Below are 17267 nucleotides of genomic sequence, written 5' to 3'. Positions count from 1 at the left end.
TAGAAAAAATAAAGTTTCTATTCACCTTTTAATGTAATCGTATTATTTGATTTGCTATACGTTGCATGTAAAGGTAAGGTAATAGATTTTAAAGCCAACTCAATATTATCATGAGCAAAACTACCAGTAAAAAGTTGATTTGAGTCAATGCCTATTAAAGTAACATCAACATTGTATTGTCTTTCAAACTCAGCAATAACAGTTTTGTAAGGCAAACTTCTAAACGTACTAGCGTTATTCAACCACGAAGGCATTGTGCGGTTTTCTTTTTCTTTAGCAATTACTTTCCCATCGATAATTAAAAAACTGTTTCCAGGTTTTAATTTTGTTTCTTGAGTGTTGTAAGTCACCCCAACTAGTCCTTCGTAGCAAATAACCTCAAAATAATTGTCCCGTTGTTTTACATTAAATTGAGTACCATAAACCGTAACGGTTCCTGATGTTGTTTTTACCTTAAATGATGATCCTTTAGCAACTTTAAAAAAGGCTTCTCCTTGAAGTTGTACTTCGCGGTCATTTTTCCAATCTTTTTTATTAAAAGCTAAATGCGATTTTGCGTTGAGGGAAACACTTGATGCATCTGGTAATTCTATAGTTGTTTTTTGTGCATATTCAGTAGAAATGGTAGTATCTAAAGTGGTCGTGTAATAGTATAAACTAAAACACACAGCAAGTATAGCTGCAACACGCATAAATGGTTTTATCCAATGTGTTTTAGGTTGCGCATTTTTACTTTTAATTTTAGATAATACGTTTTCTAATTCAGCAGAAGTATTGTAGTTATCAGCTTTAAAAGCTTGCAAATTGGTGTTTAACTTTACTAAATCATTATAGTCTTCAAGGTTTTTAAAAGCCTTAAGTTCTTGATCATTTAGGTTTTTATCTAACCATTTCGATATGAGTTCTTCTCGTTTCATAATTTCTATACAACTATATAACAGTTGACTTTTATTTTTTCCTACCCTAATTATTAACTTTTTTTAGTTCTTCTCCAATTTCTCGATAAATATCCATCATATACCATCCTCCTGAAATAATATAATATATCCTATTTTCTTCTAAAAATAGTAAATTAGGTGCTTTACTAACTCTAAACCAAATATTATCAATTTTCTTTATGTTACTTAAGAAATTAAATGCTTCTGTTGCGCTTTTTTTACTTTTGAAAATATATTCTTCAACTTTTATCCTTGGATAAGTATTTCCTCCAGAATTGATAGTTACGGTACCTTTTAAAAAAGCAAAATTTGATCTATAAATTTCAGATTTGAAGTCTTCAATATCTAAATTATCTATTTTATTATGAATTAATTGCTCTGATTTGCATAACCATTCCAATCCACTAATCAGGGTTGATTTATGAATTTCAAGAGTGTCAATTCTTTTTAATATATAATTATACTTGAGTTTTGATAGTCTTTTTACTTTAATACCTAAATAAGATTCAAAGTTTTCTTTTTCCACAGATATAATTAGATTTTGATCTGAAATAATATTTTCTTCATTATTCAGATGAATATTGTTTTCCTGTTTTATTTCTTTTTTACAAGAAAAGAAGAAACAAATAATCAAAAGAGAATAAATAATTAATTTAGTATCCATGTTACAACTCCTTAATATCCTTCCTCAACTTTGTTAAAGCTCCATAAATACGTTTCTCTACCGCCTTAGTCGAAATGCCTAAAGTCTCAGCAATTTCTTTAAAACGTTTCCCCTCAACACGATTCATCATAAAGGCTTCGCGTTGTGCATCTGTTAAATTTGAGAGTGCTTTTTGTAATTTATCATTATACTCAGCTTCCTGCATTAAAAATTCAGGAGTTTCATTAGTAGACATTTTCGGTTTAGTTTGCTGATGTTTTAAAACTACTTTTTGATGAGCAGCTTCATTCAACATTAAATTATTGGCAGTAGTAAACACAAAACTCTTCGCTTTTTCAGGCGAAACTTTAGCACAATTCTCCCATAACTTAATAAAAGCCTCCTGTACTTTATCTTTCGGATTCAGTAAATCCCCAAACTTATAGTATAAAAAGTTATGTAAATCTTTAGCATGTTTATTAAATATGGAAGAAAATAAATGTTCTTCGCAAATATTTTCATGTAGTTGTTTCCCCATTAATATTAGTAGTTGGTGCACCTAAAATAAGGTTTTTTAAATTTCAAAATTTAAATTTTTTTGAAATTTTTTAAAAACAAGGGTAGGAATTTTTAAAGTTATCCTGTTTTATAATCAAAATACTATGTTAAACCCAAAATCACATACTATGAAAACTAATATGAAGACATTATTACTAATTCCTTTTTTTGCCCTTTTATTATTTTCTTCTTGTCAAGATGAAGTAACCGAAATTACTCCAACAGAAGAAAGTGAAGCCCTTACTGCCGAATCTGAGCTTACAGGCTTGATGTTCTCCACATCTATCATGGACGGATCTGCTGATAATATTATAGATAATGCCAGCTGTACATCTGTAAAATTACCTATTACTGTTAAAGTTAACGGTGTAGAAATTATAATTGATTCTAGAGAAGACTTTAAAGTTATTGAAGCTATTTTTAATCAGTTTGAAGATGATGACGATAAGTTAGAAATTATATTTCCTATAACTATTATCTTATCTGATCATGAAGAGATTGTACTCAATAACAGAGAAGAGTTAGAAGCATTAATCGAAGATTGTAGAGGAGAGAATGAAGAAGATGATGATATTGAATGTATCGATTTTCAATACCCAATTTCTTTTTCAGTATTCAATACAGATTTTCAAATCATTGATGTAATAACTATTGAAAATGATAGAGAATTATACAAATTCTTAAAACGTGTTAAAAATGCTGAAGTTATTGCAAGTCTTAATTTCCCAATTACTTTAGAGTATGCAGATGGAACAACTGTAGAAGTAAACAATAACGAAGAATTAGCAAGAACCATTAAAGAAGCTAAAGATGTTTGTGATGAAGATGATGATAACGATTATGGTGATGACGATTTTACAAAAGAACGTTTAGATGAGTATTTAATGTCTTGCCCTTGGTTAGTTTATGAATTTAAAAGAGATAATCAAGACAATACAGAGCAATACATAGAGTATGTATTAAACTTTAAAGAAGATAATGTTGTTGTAATGCATGCAAGAGGCGGGGATTTATTAACTGGAACTTGGAGTACACGTGTAACAGATAGAGGTGCTTTAATTAAGTTAGAGTTTGATAACCTTGTAGACTTTACTTTAGAGTGGTTTGTGTACGATTTAGAACCAGGTAAAATTAAACTATACCAATCTGGAGGTAACAGAATTATCTTGAAGAAAAACTGTGATATTGTTACAGATATAACAAAAGAGCGTATAGAAAACTTTTTACAAGAATGTTTATGGAGAATAGCACGATTAAACATTGAAGGTGTAGATAACGAAAAAGAGTATATAGGAACACCATTTAAATTCTACGAAGATAATGTTGTAAAACTTAGAGTTAACGGAGAGTTACTACAAGGTACCTACGAGATTGGAGTTAGAAACGCTGGTTACATCCTACAAATTACCTTAGACGGAAGACCAGAATTAAAATTAGAATGGTTAATTACCTTCTTAGAAAACGATTTAATCAAGCTAGCAAATGCTAATAACCAAATGATTTTAATGAGACACTGTCCAGATGACGATGAAGATATTGATTACATAGCAGATGTATTAACAAATGGCGAGTGGGAAGTAGCACTTTACGAAGATCAAAATGCAAATGAAACTGAGAACTACAATGGTTATGTGGTAGGTTTTAACGAAGATGGAATGTTATTTGCAGAAGGTAACGGAAACGATTTCAGAGGCTCTTGGTTAGCATACAGAAACAATGGGTTGTATTTAGGATTAAACTTTAGAACTCAAGACGAACCATTTAGCGAATTAAAGCACAGATGGAAAATCAAAGAAATAACTCCAAATAGAATTGAGTTAAAAGACTACAATTCAAACGGAGAAATAGAGCGCATCTTAGTTCTAGAAAAAAGATAAACTAACATGTTTGGTTAAAAGAGAAACTACAATTTTCGGTTGGTTAGGTTAATTAACAAAGTTTCCTTTATAAAGGCTGTCATCCCCCAAGTGGCAGCCTTTTTTTATGCAAATAATTTTGGCGTTACCACAAGGGTCGGGCTATCCGTTACAAGTCCTCGCACCTCCTGCGTCGGGCTGTGGGCTTTCCACTACTATCCCTAACGCGGGCAAGCTTGCTGGCTTGGTTTTTTAACTGAGAGTAGGTTTGTTTTTGAAGAGGTTCGTTTATCGTTTTTGTGTAAGCGTCAGTAACGGGGAAATGCGCGAGTATTTTCCGCTGACGCACCTAATTTAGCAAAACGAGTTGAATTTCCGATTAGGAAATTCAGCCGTTATTGCGCTTACACGTTGTTAGGTGCAGTTTTTATTATTTCAGTCGTGCTACAATTCGAACACCACCAATATTCTTTTTTGTTATCCATTAGCTTTGATTCCGCTTTCTTTCCGCATTTTGAGCAATTCCGTTCGTCAGATTCATTCTCGAAAGCTCGATAATTGCAATTTCCACAATCCCAAATAGTCAGATGAGATTCATCTTCGTCTATTTTCCAAGTGAAATTATCAGTTTTACAATTCGGACAGATTTGTGTTGCCATAATTCAGTCGACTAATGTTCCTTTTAATGTTTCGAGCAACTTTGTTAATCTATCGTCATTTAAATCACTTATTCGGTATTCTCTATATTTTTTAAATCCGTCTCTGAATATTATTTCATAATCGTTTTTGTCCAGCGTGTCGATAATCAATTGTTTTTGGTCGTCACGCAATCCGTGTTCTACGGAACGAGAAAAAATCACTCGATATAGTGAAGTTCCTATTCTAAAATGTTGATTTTCTCCTTTTTCCTTTAATTCCGTAATAAATTCACGAACTGGAATTAATCTCTCAAATCCATTTTCCAACAGCATATCGAAAATCTTTTCCGTGTCGTTCCAAGATTTTTCAAATCGATATGTTATTTCTATAGTCCGATTGTTCATTTTTGGTCAAATTACACCTAATGTTTCGCGGATATGAAATCGTTTTAATACTGAAACAAATTCAGCACAGGTGTTTTATATCCGACGGTAAACGAAGGTAGCCGAAAAATTTTACAAAGTCAAGCTGTGTTTTAATTTTCATTATTAAAAATCAATCCATTTAAACAGCAAAATATGTTTTTGGTAAAACCCAAATTCAACCCCCATAAAAACAAAATATTTAGTTATTTTTGCATCTTCAAAAGCAATCACAAACAGCAGTAAGCATTACAGTAAACTGCTTTCGGAAAATATAAAAGTATGTTTAATAATTTAAGCGATAAATTAGATAAAGCACTCCACGTTCTTAAAGGACACGGAAGCATCACAGAAGTAAACGTAGCTGAAACTCTAAAAGAAGTTAGGCGCGCCTTATTAGATGCCGATGTTAACTTTAAAATAGCAAAAGATTTTACCAATAGAGTAAAAGAAAAAGCACTAGGTCAAAACGTATTAACCACGTTACAGCCAGGGCAGCTAATGGTTAAAATCGTAAAAGACGAGTTAACTGAACTTATGGGTGGTGATGCTGAAGGACTTAACCTATCAGGAACACCAAGCATTATTTTAATGTCTGGTTTACAAGGTTCTGGTAAAACCACATTTTCTGGGAAGCTAGCTAATTATTTAAAAAACAAAAAAACTAAAAAACCATTATTAGTAGCCTGTGATGTGTATCGTCCAGCGGCAATAGACCAATTGCATGTAGTTGGAGATCAAATAGGTGTTGAGGTTTTTAGTGATAAAGGAAATAACGATCCCGTAGCCATTTCGCAAGCAGCATTAGCACATGCAAAAGCAAACGGACATAATGTAGTGATTATAGATACCGCAGGTCGTTTAGCCGTTGATGAGGCGATGATGACCGAGATATCAAACATCCACAAAGCCATTCAGCCACAAGAAACACTTTTTGTAGTAGATTCTATGACGGGGCAAGATGCTGTAAATACAGCTAAAGCATTTAATGATGTCTTGAATTTTGATGGTGTTATACTTACTAAATTAGATGGTGATACTCGTGGTGGTGCAGCCATTTCAATTAAATCTGTAGTTAATAAACCAATTAAGTTTATTGGTACAGGAGAAAAGATGGAAGCTATTGATGTGTTCTATCCGTCTCGTATGGCAGATCGTATCCTTGGGATGGGAGATGTTGTCTCTTTAGTAGAACGCGCACAAGAACAATTTGATGAAGAAGAAGCAAGAAAGCTTCAAAAGAAAATAGCCAAAAACCAGTTTGGGTTTGATGATTTCTTAAAACAGATTCAGCAAATTAAGAAAATGGGTAACATGAAAGACCTTATGGGTATGATCCCTGGTGCTGGTAAAATGATGAAAGATGTTGATATTGATGATGATGCGTTTAAAGGTATTGAGGCTATAATACATTCCATGACACCAAAAGAACGCACAAATCCATCAGTTTTAAATGCAAGTAGGAAAAAACGTGTAGCTAAAGGTTCTGGAACATCAGTTCAAGAAGTTAATCAACTTTTAAAGCAATTTAACCAAATGAGCAAAATGATGAAAATGATGCAAGGTGGTGGCGGTAAAAAGATGATGCAGATGATGAAGAACATGAAATAATAGAATTAAAAGTTAAAAAGTAAAAGTTAAAAGTTTGTGCCAACGGCTAATAGCAAACATCTAATGAAATATGACAATCCTAGACGGTAAAAAAGTAAGTAACGATATCAAAGAAGAAATCGCCGACCACGTAAAATCGATGGTTTCTAAAGGCGAAAAAGTACCACACTTAGCAGCTATTCTTTTGGGGTCTGACGGTGCAAGTATGACGTATGTAAATGCTAAAGTAAAAGCATGTGAGCGTATTGGCTTTAACTCTACACTTATTGAATTACCTGAATATACTTCAGAAGAAGAGTTGCTTGAGAAAATCAATGATTTAAATACTAATGATGCTATTGATGGATTTATTGTGCAGTTGCCATTACCAGACCAAATTGATGAGCAAAAGGTACTTATGGCTATAGATCCTGATAAGGATGTAGATGGTTTCCACCCAGTAAATGTGGGGAGAATGGCTTTAGATTTGCCGACCTTCTTACCAGCAACACCTTACGGTATCATGGAATTATTAGAGCGTTATCAAATAGAAACGTCTGGTAAAAACGTAGTGGTTTTAGGAAGAAGTCATATTGTTGGTCGCCCAATGAGTATTTTAATGAGTCAAAAGCGTAAAGCAGGTGATGCTACGGTTACGGTTGTTCATAGTCGTTCAAAAAACTTAGAAGATATTACTAGAGAAGCTGATATTATAGTTGCTGCCATTGGTATTTCAGAATTCTTAACTGGTGATATGGTAAAAGAAGATGTCGTTATTATTGATGTTGGAATTACACGAGTACCAGATGCAACAAAAAAGAATGGTTATAGACTTGCCGGCGATGTGCATTTTGAAAGTGTAAGCCAAAAAGCAAGTTACATCACTCCAGTTCCTGGTGGCGTAGGACCAATGACTATTGCTATGCTACTTAAAAATACTTTGCTAGCAAGAGAAAGACACAACAAATAGAATAAACTATAATTAACTAAATTGCATCATGAGTTTTTTAATTTGTGATGCAATTTTTTTGTCTAGTAGAGTTACTATTGGTAGCTTACAGCATATCTTTCCAATAATAATTACAATATTATTTAGCGTTGTTTTTATAAACTATGCTAAGCGTAAATTAAATAAAATTCAACAAAAAAATGCCTTACATCTTTTCGCATGTTTCGTTAGCTTAATAGTTATTGTATTTCACGCTCATAAAATTAGTTTAGGCTATTATAATGTATCCACAGATTTACCTTTGTATTTATGTAGCTTATTAGGTTTGTTAATACCAATTTTTACGTATTACAGAAAATTTTGGATGTATGAGGTTTTGGTTTTTTGGATTATTGGCGGAACGTTGCAAGCCGTTATAACACCTGATATAGAATTAGGTTTCCCGAGTTTTGATTATTTTAGATATTGGGTGGTGCATTTAGGACTTCTGGTGATCATATTTTACGCCACTTTCGTGTTTAATATGAGGCCAAAATTAAAGAGTGTATTTAAATCCTTTTTAGCACTTCAGATTTATATTGTTATCATGGTTATTGTAAACAAGCTTCTTGAAGCAAACTATTTTTATATAAACGAAAAACCACAATCTGCCTCAATATTAGATTATTTTGGTGAATGGCCTTGGTATATTATTGTAGTTCAAGTTATTGTTATCCCGTTATTTTTATTGATTTATTTACCTTTTCACTTGATAAAGAAAAGAGAAAAGAATCAATAATAGTTATTTAGCAAAAAGCTGAGTTATATCCTTGAATGCTTTAAACTCTAAAGCATTTCCTGAAGGATCATAAAAAAACATAGTAGCTTGCTCTCCCACCAAACCTTCAAATCTTGTGTAGGGTTCAATTATAAATTTAATGTGTTTGCTCTTTAAATCTTCAGCGAAAGCGTGAAAAATATCCCAAGATAAAACCACACCAAAATGAGGAACAGGAACAGATTTTCCATCAACAGGATTAGTATGTAAATCCCTTGACTCTTCCTTTGGTTTATAGTGAATAACTAATTGATGTCCAAAGAAATTAAAATCTACCCAATGGTCACAACTTCTACCTTCATCACACCCTAAAACATCTCTGTAGAATGTTCTGCATTCACTTAAATTATGAACTGGAATAGCTAAATGAAAGGGGCTAATTGTTTCTTTTATCATCTTTATTTATGAGTTTTTTGAAAATAAAGATAGTACTTTAAAGTGTTTATTGGTTTTGTCTAATGCAATTAATTTTCCATGTTGGGAATACAACACTTTCAGTTTTGTCAACCCATTCACCAATCCATTTATATCCTGTTTCAGACATATCATAAAAAGTAAGTCTGAAAAAACCATCAGTTCCATTAGGCGCTTTTTGTTCTTTGTATAACACAATTTTGTCATCCTTTTTATTGCCTTCCCAAACCGGAAATTTAGTTGATGGTGTTTTTGATGAAAACCAATGCACATACCATCTGCTACTATCAGCAACAAATTGTCTTATGCTTCCTGAGTGTCCGCCATCTGCTTTTAAAGTTTCGTCTTGTACTGACATACCATTTAAAATGTATTTCCATCGCCATATTAAATCAATTTCTTCATTCCAAGTGCCATCTTGCTTTCTTGTACTCGATTTACAATTACATTCACCAATCATGGCTTCATAATCTTTAATTTGTTCAGGAGCTTCTGGGTTAGGTCTTCCAAATGGATATTTGTCTGAAGTGTCATAATCATATTGAGCAAAAGCAGTTAGTGATATAAATAAGATAAAAATGATACTGTTCAGTTTTTTCATGATGTTATTGTTTTTGATTAATCAAATCAACATAAAAAGAAAATAAGAAAAACTAAAAATGCAGAGAGCTTATGTTTATTTGCAGTAAGCTTAGTTAAGAATTTTATAAAATCAATCAATAAAATCCTTAACGGTTTTAAGATTGCTTTTTGAAACAGGGACCTCAAAGTTGTTTTCAAGGACTAATTTAGGTGTATTGGAAAGATTTAATTCTTTTGCTAAATCCATGTTTACAATAGCTTTTCTATGTACTCTTAAAAAATTGTTAGCCAATTTGTTTTCTAAAGCTTTTAGTGTACTACGCATGGTATAAGCATGGTCTTTTTTGGTGTGCACAATCACACAATAATCATCGGCTTCAATCCAGGTAATATCTTTTACTGGAATTATTTTTCGTTTGTTACCTATTTTAATATTAAGCACCGATGCTTTATCTTCTATATATTTACTTAGTTCTTGATAAAGTTTAGTATTAGTTGTTTTTAATTCCGAAAGTGCTTCAACTTCTATTTGCAATTGTTCATTTGTAAAGTAAAAATGAGTAATAATGGCAATAGCTATGTAGCCTAAAGTATAAATAGGAGCCTTTTGAAAGGTGAAAAAAGTAACATACTCATTAAAAAAAGTAGAAAATGAAAAAGGATCATTATAGATAAAAAATTGGATTATTGATATAATAATCACGCACAAGAATACGAGAAGTAAAATAAAAAAGGTATACTTTAAATAATTTGTTTTTTTTGAAGCTTGTTTTTTAACAAACCGAATAAGTAATATGGAAAGTACTAACCAGACAAACCACTTATAAGATTGTGTTTTTAAAAGCTCAATAAATTGAACGTTTTGACCAATGTTAAAACGTTTTATATAGTAAAGCTGTTGTAGGGTTTCAAATAAAATGGCTAAAAGAAACACACCAATAATGATAGCGATATGAATTTTTTTTGATGATATTTTTGAAAAAAAAGCAATCATATTTATGGCTTTTCCCTTTTTTCAGTAGAGACAATATATTCTTTAGTAGAGTTGCTAATAAGTGTATTCAATTCTATAAATTCTTCTTTAGTGAGTTCGCGATATTCGCCAATAGGTATGTCTAATTTAATATTCATTATCCTAACACGCTTCAAGGTTTGTACTTCGTAGTTTAAATACTCTGACATTCGCCTAATTTGTCTGTTTAACCCTTGTGTTAAAATAATTTTGAATTTATAAGTTCCTAGTTTTTGTACTTTACATTTTTTTGTGCGTTTCCCTAAATCTTCTATATAAATACCACCAGCCATACGTTCAACAAAGGTTTGAGAAATAGGTTTATCAACCGTAACTATATATTCTTTTTCGTGATTGTTGCTAGCACGAAGAATCTTGTTTACAATATCGCCATCATCGGTTAAAAGGATTAGGCCTTCACTTGGTTTGTCAAGTCTTCCAATCGGGAAAATACGTTTTGGGTAATTTATAAAGTCAATAATATTGTCTTTTTCAACTGAAGTGTCTGTGGTACAAACAATACCAACAGGCTTATTAAAAGCTAAGTAAACAAACGAAGTTTTAGTATTTTTAATTTCTTCACCATCAACAGCAACCACATCATTTGGAGCAATTTTAGTTCCCATCTCTGGAACTACACCATTTATGGTAACTCTACCTGCATCTATAAGTTTATCAGCTTCTCTTCTAGAGCAATATCCAACTTCACTTAAAAACTTATTTATACGCTTTAATGTAACTTCTGCCATGGGGCAAAAATACAATAAACTTATTCGTTTAAAAAGTCTAAAATATGTTGATATACAAGCTCTGATTTAAGTCCATGTCCAAAGCCTTTAGTGGCAATAAAAGTAGCATTACTGTAGTTCTGTTTGAATTTTAATCCGTCTTTATAAGGAATAATTCTGTCTTTCTTATCATGGATGATAAGTCCTTTGGCTGTTATTTCTTTAGAGAAAACTGCAGGCGAGAAATACTCAGGTAAATGGTTGTAATATTTTAAAACATAGTTCTTAAGGGCTTTAGAAACGCGTTTATTGTAACCCATCATAGATTCATAACGACTAAAAACACCAATAAAATCGGCAGGAGCTCCTAACAAAATCAATCTTTCAATTGACTTTAATTGATATTTATGCTGAAAAAAAACAGTTGCCATTCCGCCTACAGAATGCCCAATTATAGTATGAACGTTAAATCTTTTTACAACAACATTAATGCATTCAGAATAGAGTAGGGCGTTAAAAAGTTTCCCTCCTGAAGCGCCATGAGCTGGAGCATCTATCGAAATAATATTATAGTCTTCTTTTTTTAAAAGTTGAATTAAATCTTTCCATCTAAACGAATTACTTTCCCATCCATGAGTAAGTAAAATAGTTTCCTTAGAGCCTTTCCAATGGTAGGTTTTTATTGAAAGTTTATCATAATATAAATCTTCTTGAATAGCAGACTTTAGATATTCACCTTCTTCAGCTTGAATTTTGCCTTTCTTCGGCATAGAAAATAAATCAATAGCAAGTTTTGCTGCAAAACGAGATGAAAAGTAGCTAACAAAATTTATAATAGCACCTAAAATTTTTGGAATATAGTTATTCATTTAGCCTTCTCTATTTACTAAATCCATAGAAAAAGCGGGTGTGCAAATAGCAATGTACTCACAAACTTCAGTAAATGGATTAGAATACTGAACTCTGGTATTTCTTTCAATTTTTATAGATTGACCAGCTTCTAAAACCACAGTTTCCCCTTCAATAATAAACTGTTTTTTACCACGTATTATAAAAGTAAACTCATCAAATTCAGGAGTTTGAAAAGGCTCGCTCCAACCCGCGGGTGCTTTCATGTGTGCAATACTTATTTCAGAATTTCCATCCGTAGTATTTCCAAAGTGCTCTTTTATAATTTTTCCATCTGTAGTTGGAACAACAAACGGATTATCTTGAATAGTATATTTTTTTTGAGACATATATAATAAATCTAATGGTCTTCTTTTAGCGGTTTTTTCTTTATCATGCCGCCTTTTAAATCTTTTACAACACCCATAATAATGAATGCCTTTTTGTCAATTTTATCAATTTCAGTTTGGAGTCTAGCTAGTTCTAATCTTGTAACTACAGTATAAATAATATCTTTATCATAACTCTCACCAGTTGAACCATAACCACCTTTTCCAGCATAAATAGTGCAAGCTCTTCTAAGTTTTTGAATCAACATCAATCGTAATTCTTCATGTTTATTTGATATAATGGTAACACCTACATATTCTTCAACACCATCAACTACAAAATCTACAGTTCTAGCTGCTGCTAAGTAAGTAAGCATAGCATATAAGGATGTTTCTATAGATAATACGTAAGCACCAGCAGAAAAAATTAAAATATTAATTAAGAATAATACGTCTCCTATAGTTAAAGATAGTCTTCTACTTAAATAAATAGCTAATACTTCAGTACCATCTATAACACTACCTCCTCTCATAGATAAACCAATACCTGAACCTAAAAAGAAACCTCCAAAAACGGCTATTAATAGTTTGTCTTCAGTAATAATAGGGTAGTTAACAAAATGCACTACAATGGCTAGAAGTGTAATTCCAATAATACTTTTAATAGCAAATTTTTTGCTTATTATTTTTGAAGCAAGAAATATAAAAGGAAGGTTTACAAGAATTAGAAGAATTCCTAAGTTTAATGACGTAATATTTTCTAAAAGTAAAGAAATTCCAGTTGCCCCACCATCAATAAAATTATTAGGTAGTAGAAAGCCTTTTAGTCCAAATCCAGCAGAAAACACACCAATTATTATAAATATATATTCTCGAATAGCATGAGATACTTCTACCTCATATTTTCTCACCAAAGGTTCTATTTGTTTTTTTGTTACTGGCTTATCTAATTGTTTTTTTTCAAGCTTTTTACGAGCAACATCAACTAAAATTTTTGATAAGAATGGATTCATTTAATTTATATATTAATGACTCCAATTAATGAAAAAGTACTTTACTTTAGCACCATCTGGAATGTGTGTGGGTTCAAATTTTAAATCCATATCAAACCTAAGATTCGCAGGAAGTTCTTTTTTATCAATAGTGAAATTAGCGTTTATCTCATCTACAGCAATTACAATAGAATTGATTAAATTACTAATTCTTGATACTTTATAGTTGTTTTGTATATCCTTAAAAGTACTAACAATTGTAATGTTTTTATCTGTTTTATAGCGTTCGTCAAGAATACGAATACTTCCAATAGTTGAGGTGGAATCTAAGGCTTGTTTTGGCGTAAGTGTTAATAATTTCTTCCCACCTTTTTCGAAAACCTCAATGTTGTTGATATTTCCAGTAAACTCGTCTCCACTAATAAATTTTACTAAAGAATCGTTTGGATAAATTACTTTAAGATCTTTAACTTGCGTAGAATCTGTTAATAAACCAATATGATGTTTACTAATTTCAAATGGGTTTTGTTCCTTGTTACAACTTGTAAAAAGAAACGTTATTATGATGACACTAAAGATTGATTTGTACATAAATGGAGTTAATTTTAGGGCTAAATATTTTTTTAAATCTGAATAAAAAATAGATTAATAGTCAATCTATTTTTTCATCACTTTAGTCAAAATACCAAATACACTGCGAATAAACGTTGCACTAGTTAGCACTTTAACAATGGGATTTACACGGGTGCTTTTACGACGTGTTCTTGTTGAGGTTTTTCTTTTAGATTCTGCTTTTTTAAGAGCCTCTTTTTCTTTTTTAGCTTTCTCTTTGGCTTCTTCAGCTTCAGCTTTTTCTATTTTTTTGTTTAATAATTCATAGGCGCTTTCTCTATCAACAGTTTCATTATATTTTTTAACCATTTTAGATTTTGAAAGCAGCTTACTAAGCTCAAGGTCTGTTAAAACATCCATTCGACTCATTGGTGCACGCATCATAGTTGCAGCTAGTGGCGTAGGACGACCTTTTTCATCTAAAGCAGATACAAGAGCTTCTCCAATTCCTAATGATGTTAATACTTCAGTAGTTTCGTAATATTCCGAATCTGGATAATTTTGAGCCGTAAGTTTTATTGCTTTTCTGTCTTTTGCTGTAAAAGCACGTAAAGCATGTTGAATTTTTAAACCTAATTGCCCTAAAACAGCTTCAGGAACATCAGTAGGATTTTGAGTTACAAAATATAACCCAACGCCTTTACTTCTTATAAGCTTTACTATACTTTCAATTTGATTTAAAAGAGCCTTTGAAGCTTCATTGAATATTAAATGCGCTTCGTCTATAAACATAATAAGTTCGGGTCTATCACTATCACCTTGCTCAGGAAATGTAGAATAGATTTCAGCTAATAAACTCAGCATAAAGGTTGAAAATAATTTTGGTCTGTCCTGAATATCTGTTAATCTTAATATGTTAATATAACCACGTCCATCTTCATCAACTCGTAATAAATCATCAACTTCAAAAGAAGTCTCTCCAAAAAACAAATCTGCACCTTGTTGTTCTAATTCAACTATCTTTCTTAAAATAGCACCCGTTGATGCAGTGGATATTCTTCCATAAGATTCAGTGAATTCAGCTTTACCTTCTTGAGTGGCGTATTGTAAAATCTTTTTAAAATCTTTTAAATCAAGAAGCGGTAGTTTGTTATCATCACAGTATTGAAAAATAACAGCAACTATTCCCGATTGCGTTTCAGTTAAATCTAAAATTCTAGATAATAAAACGGGTCCAAATTCACTAACAGTTGCTCTTAATCTTACACCATCTTGTTCAGAAAGTGTTAAGACTTCTACAGGGAAAGCTTTGGCTTCAAAAGGTAATCCAATTTTTTCATGACGCTCATCTATTTTTGGGTGCCCAGGACTTGGTTGTGCCAAACCACTTAAATCACCTTTAATATCCATGAGTAAGACTGGAATACCTTTATCACTAAGATTTTCAGCTAAAACTTGTAAAGATTTTGTTTTGCCAGTACCCGTAGCTCCAGCAATTAAACCATGACGATTCATAGTTTTTAATGGAATTTTTACATGTGCTCCTGTTACGGTTTCACCATCTAACATCGCTGCGCCTACTGGGATATAATCACCTTTAGTTTTATTACCTTCTGTAATGTAATTGAAAAAAGTTTCCTTTGTACTCATGCTTAGTATTTTGCATAAAAATACAGGAAATTAGAAGAAAAATAAGTTTAGAAACTAATTTATTTATAGTCAGTTGCTTTTTAAACTAAAAGAGAATTAATTTGAACCAATAACATCCAATTCGGAAAAATTAATCACAGCTCCAGAGCCTGTACTGGCTCCATTAGGTACAACAAGTCTGATTTCATCTGCATAAACGTTAGGGATAGAAATTATATTATCTCCAGTAACTGCACTACTAATAGCACTTGTAGAGTATACTAAATTACCACAACTATAGAATCTGGCTACTAAATTTACTATTCTGGCAGTACAACAATCGTTTCTTCCATCAAGAATAAGTTGTGTAATAGTATATTTATTTGGCAGTGTTATACCAAAACCCCAGTCTCCAGTTGGAGATCCACTTCGTTGAGAATGAAATGTTGCAGCTCCTGTATTATCAACATTATCAAATAAGCTACTGTAAGGTGCATAAGAATTAGTTGAACTATATGCTGTAAAAGTGACGTTACCAACACCTATATGGTCTCTAATTAATCTGGAATATGATGTTCCACCACTAATTTTTTTCCAGAGAGTGCCATTAAATACATAAATACCAGGTTCTAGATTACAGTCATTACTTAAAGGGCTATATACCATTAAACCTTCAGCTGGAGATGTTATTGTAGAAGTATCTGTTACACCTGTTAAGCTAACATGCGGAGGTAAAAAACCTTTGTCTGAGCTTTCAATATGTAAAATAGTTGAGCTATGAGGCGTTGTAGTTCCAATACCAACTTGGGCGAAACAATTAGTGCTGTTTATAATTATTACCAACAGCAAATAGGCTATTTTTTTCATTTATTGAGAGGTAAATAAAACGACTTAGGGGTCAAATTATCGACGTAAAGATATAAAAATCCGATAAAATGCAAAATATTGTTTGCTTTTTTTGATTTTGTTTGGAATAAGAAGCGCTAATTATTGTCTCCATTTTACCCAAATAGTAACAATAAGATCTTGTACTGTAGCTGTTGTTGGTGTATTAGCTATTCTTGAAATAATATAATCTCCAGCGCTAAAGTTTGTATTTGTAGTAGTGTCTATAAATTCGCTTGAAGCTAAACTATAAGTGGTTGCTGTTCCTACAATTGCATTTCCATTTCTTATTTCAACTGAAAAATCTTTATTAGCAAGACCACCTCTAGCTCTAGCAGTTATGTGAACTATGGTACCATCAAATGGCATTAAAGCACTTGAATTTTGGTTTCCAAAATCCCCTACGTATCTTAATACTTCATTATTCCTGTTGCCTCCTCTTCCGTAATGAAGTTTAGTGGTTTCTATACTTAACCACTTATTTCTTGTGCCATCGTACATATAAAGCTTATCACCAATTACAGAAATTTGACCAGTAGTAGAACCAGTAGGTACATTTGTTGTTTGAGGATTTATTTCTAAAGCAGGAATGTCCAAGAGTGGATCACCAACATCTGATGTTTGAATTTCTAATTCGGCAGTTGGCGTTGTAGTACCAATTCCAACCTGAGAAAAGCTGTAATAGTAAGATAAACACAGTAATAAAACAGTGAAAATATTCTTTTTCATTGAGAGCGTGTGAGAGACTTTTGCTATTAATTTTTTACCAAATCTAATAAAAGAACGATGAAACTCCAAGATAAAACGATAAAATGCGATTTATTTTATTGATTTGTAGGCAATT

General features: G+C 31.9%; 20 protein-coding genes. 4 read left to right on the top strand and 16 right to left on the bottom strand.

Going from position 1 to position 17267, the window contains the following annotated elements:
• Positions 1 to 17 precede the first annotated feature (17 nt).
• Genes DIS18_RS02065 through DIS18_RS02055 form a run of 3 tightly spaced genes read right to left on the bottom strand, consistent with a single transcriptional unit; the run spans position 18 to position 2119 of the window.
• Positions 18 to 917, bottom strand: a complete 900-nt coding sequence (locus tag DIS18_RS02065; RefSeq protein WP_109351382.1) for a FecR family protein — start codon at positions 915 to 917, stop codon at positions 18 to 20.
• Positions 918 to 963: 46 nt separating this feature from the next.
• Positions 964 to 1602 (bottom strand): hypothetical protein, encoded by a 639-nt coding sequence (locus DIS18_RS02060; protein WP_109351381.1) that lies wholly within the window; start codon positions 1600 to 1602, stop codon positions 964 to 966.
• A 1-nt stretch (position 1603) separates the two neighbouring features.
• Positions 1604 to 2119, bottom strand: a complete 516-nt coding sequence (locus DIS18_RS02055) for an RNA polymerase sigma factor (protein ID WP_181363974.1) — start codon at positions 2117 to 2119, stop codon at positions 1604 to 1606.
• A 148-nt stretch (positions 2120 to 2267) separates the two neighbouring features.
• Between DIS18_RS02055 and DIS18_RS02050 the strand changes: the two genes are divergently transcribed.
• On the top strand, positions 2268 to 4016 hold the full coding sequence (locus DIS18_RS02050; protein WP_146191783.1) for a hypothetical protein: 1749 nt from the start codon (positions 2268 to 2270) through the stop codon (positions 4014 to 4016).
• A 383-nt stretch (positions 4017 to 4399) separates the two neighbouring features.
• Here DIS18_RS02050 and DIS18_RS02045 read toward each other — a convergent pair whose 3' ends face one another.
• Positions 4400 to 4654, bottom strand: coding sequence for a hypothetical protein (locus DIS18_RS02045; RefSeq protein WP_109351379.1), 255 nt, complete (start codon positions 4652 to 4654; stop codon positions 4400 to 4402).
• Between the two features lie 3 nt (positions 4655 to 4657).
• Positions 4658 to 5038 carry a hypothetical protein gene (locus DIS18_RS02040; RefSeq protein ID WP_109351378.1) on the bottom strand — a complete coding sequence of 127 codons (381 nt, stop codon included), beginning with the start codon at positions 5036 to 5038 and terminating at the stop codon, positions 4658 to 4660.
• 300 nt (positions 5039 to 5338) lie between these two features.
• Here DIS18_RS02040 and ffh point away from each other — a divergent pair, with 300 nt between their 5' ends.
• From ffh to DIS18_RS02025, 3 genes are all read left to right on the top strand, one after another.
• Entirely contained in the window at positions 5339 to 6667 is a 1329-nt protein-coding gene (ffh, locus tag DIS18_RS02035) for a signal recognition particle protein (protein ID WP_109351377.1), read from the top strand.
• Positions 6668 to 6737: 70 nt separating this feature from the next.
• Positions 6738 to 7616: a bifunctional methylenetetrahydrofolate dehydrogenase/methenyltetrahydrofolate cyclohydrolase FolD gene (folD, locus tag DIS18_RS02030; RefSeq protein ID WP_109351376.1), complete on the top strand. Its 879-nt coding sequence runs from the start codon at positions 6738 to 6740 to the stop codon at positions 7614 to 7616.
• 28 nt (positions 7617 to 7644) lie between these two features.
• Positions 7645 to 8373 (top strand): YwaF family protein, encoded by a 729-nt coding sequence (locus DIS18_RS02025; protein WP_109351375.1) that lies wholly within the window; start codon positions 7645 to 7647, stop codon positions 8371 to 8373.
• Between the two features lie 3 nt (positions 8374 to 8376).
• On the opposite strand, the gene DIS18_RS02020 is transcribed toward DIS18_RS02025, so the two are convergent.
• The 11 genes from DIS18_RS02020 to DIS18_RS01970 form a co-directional block, all read right to left on the bottom strand.
• Positions 8377 to 8808: a VOC family protein gene (locus DIS18_RS02020; RefSeq protein ID WP_109351374.1), complete on the bottom strand. Its 432-nt coding sequence runs from the start codon at positions 8806 to 8808 to the stop codon at positions 8377 to 8379.
• 46 nt (positions 8809 to 8854) lie between these two features.
• Entirely contained in the window at positions 8855 to 9427 is a 573-nt protein-coding gene (locus DIS18_RS02015) for a hypothetical protein (protein WP_109351373.1), read from the bottom strand.
• Between the two features lie 111 nt (positions 9428 to 9538).
• Positions 9539 to 10402 carry a LytR/AlgR family response regulator transcription factor gene (locus tag DIS18_RS02010; protein ID WP_109351372.1) on the bottom strand — a complete coding sequence of 288 codons (864 nt, stop codon included), beginning with the start codon at positions 10400 to 10402 and terminating at the stop codon, positions 9539 to 9541.
• A gap of 2 nt (positions 10403 to 10404) precedes the next feature.
• On the bottom strand, positions 10405 to 11169 hold the full coding sequence (gene rluF / locus DIS18_RS02005; protein ID WP_109351371.1) for a 23S rRNA pseudouridine(2604) synthase RluF: 765 nt from the start codon (positions 11167 to 11169) through the stop codon (positions 10405 to 10407).
• 20 nt (positions 11170 to 11189) lie between these two features.
• Positions 11190 to 12017: an alpha/beta hydrolase gene (locus DIS18_RS02000; protein WP_109351370.1), complete on the bottom strand. Its 828-nt coding sequence runs from the start codon at positions 12015 to 12017 to the stop codon at positions 11190 to 11192.
• Complete coding sequence (locus tag DIS18_RS01995) at positions 12018 to 12386, bottom strand: cupin domain-containing protein (RefSeq protein WP_109351369.1); 369 nt, start codon at positions 12384 to 12386, stop codon at positions 12018 to 12020.
• An 11-nt stretch (positions 12387 to 12397) separates the two neighbouring features.
• Positions 12398 to 13378, bottom strand: coding sequence for a YitT family protein (locus tag DIS18_RS01990; protein ID WP_109351368.1), 981 nt, complete (start codon positions 13376 to 13378; stop codon positions 12398 to 12400).
• A gap of 12 nt (positions 13379 to 13390) precedes the next feature.
• Positions 13391 to 13948, bottom strand: a complete 558-nt coding sequence (locus DIS18_RS01985; RefSeq protein ID WP_109351367.1) for a hypothetical protein — start codon at positions 13946 to 13948, stop codon at positions 13391 to 13393.
• 66 nt (positions 13949 to 14014) lie between these two features.
• The gene (locus DIS18_RS01980) at positions 14015 to 15559 is read right to left on the bottom strand and encodes a helicase HerA-like domain-containing protein (RefSeq protein WP_109351366.1); all 1545 of its coding nucleotides are present in this window, start codon (positions 15557 to 15559) and stop codon (positions 14015 to 14017) included.
• A gap of 96 nt (positions 15560 to 15655) precedes the next feature.
• Complete coding sequence (locus DIS18_RS01975) at positions 15656 to 16405, bottom strand: hypothetical protein (protein WP_109351365.1); 750 nt, start codon at positions 16403 to 16405, stop codon at positions 15656 to 15658.
• A gap of 120 nt (positions 16406 to 16525) precedes the next feature.
• Positions 16526 to 17152 (bottom strand): hypothetical protein, encoded by a 627-nt coding sequence (locus tag DIS18_RS01970; protein ID WP_146191782.1) that lies wholly within the window; start codon positions 17150 to 17152, stop codon positions 16526 to 16528.
• Between the last annotated feature and the right edge of the window lie 115 nt (positions 17153 to 17267).

The sequence above is a fragment of the Algibacter marinivivus genome (genome assembly GCF_003143755.1).
In the GTDB taxonomy this organism is placed as follows: Bacteria; Bacteroidota; Bacteroidia; order Flavobacteriales; family Flavobacteriaceae; genus Algibacter_B; species Algibacter_B marinivivus.
The sequence above is the reverse complement of the archived record's forward strand: the minus strand, read 5'-3'. Positions and strand labels throughout refer to the sequence as shown.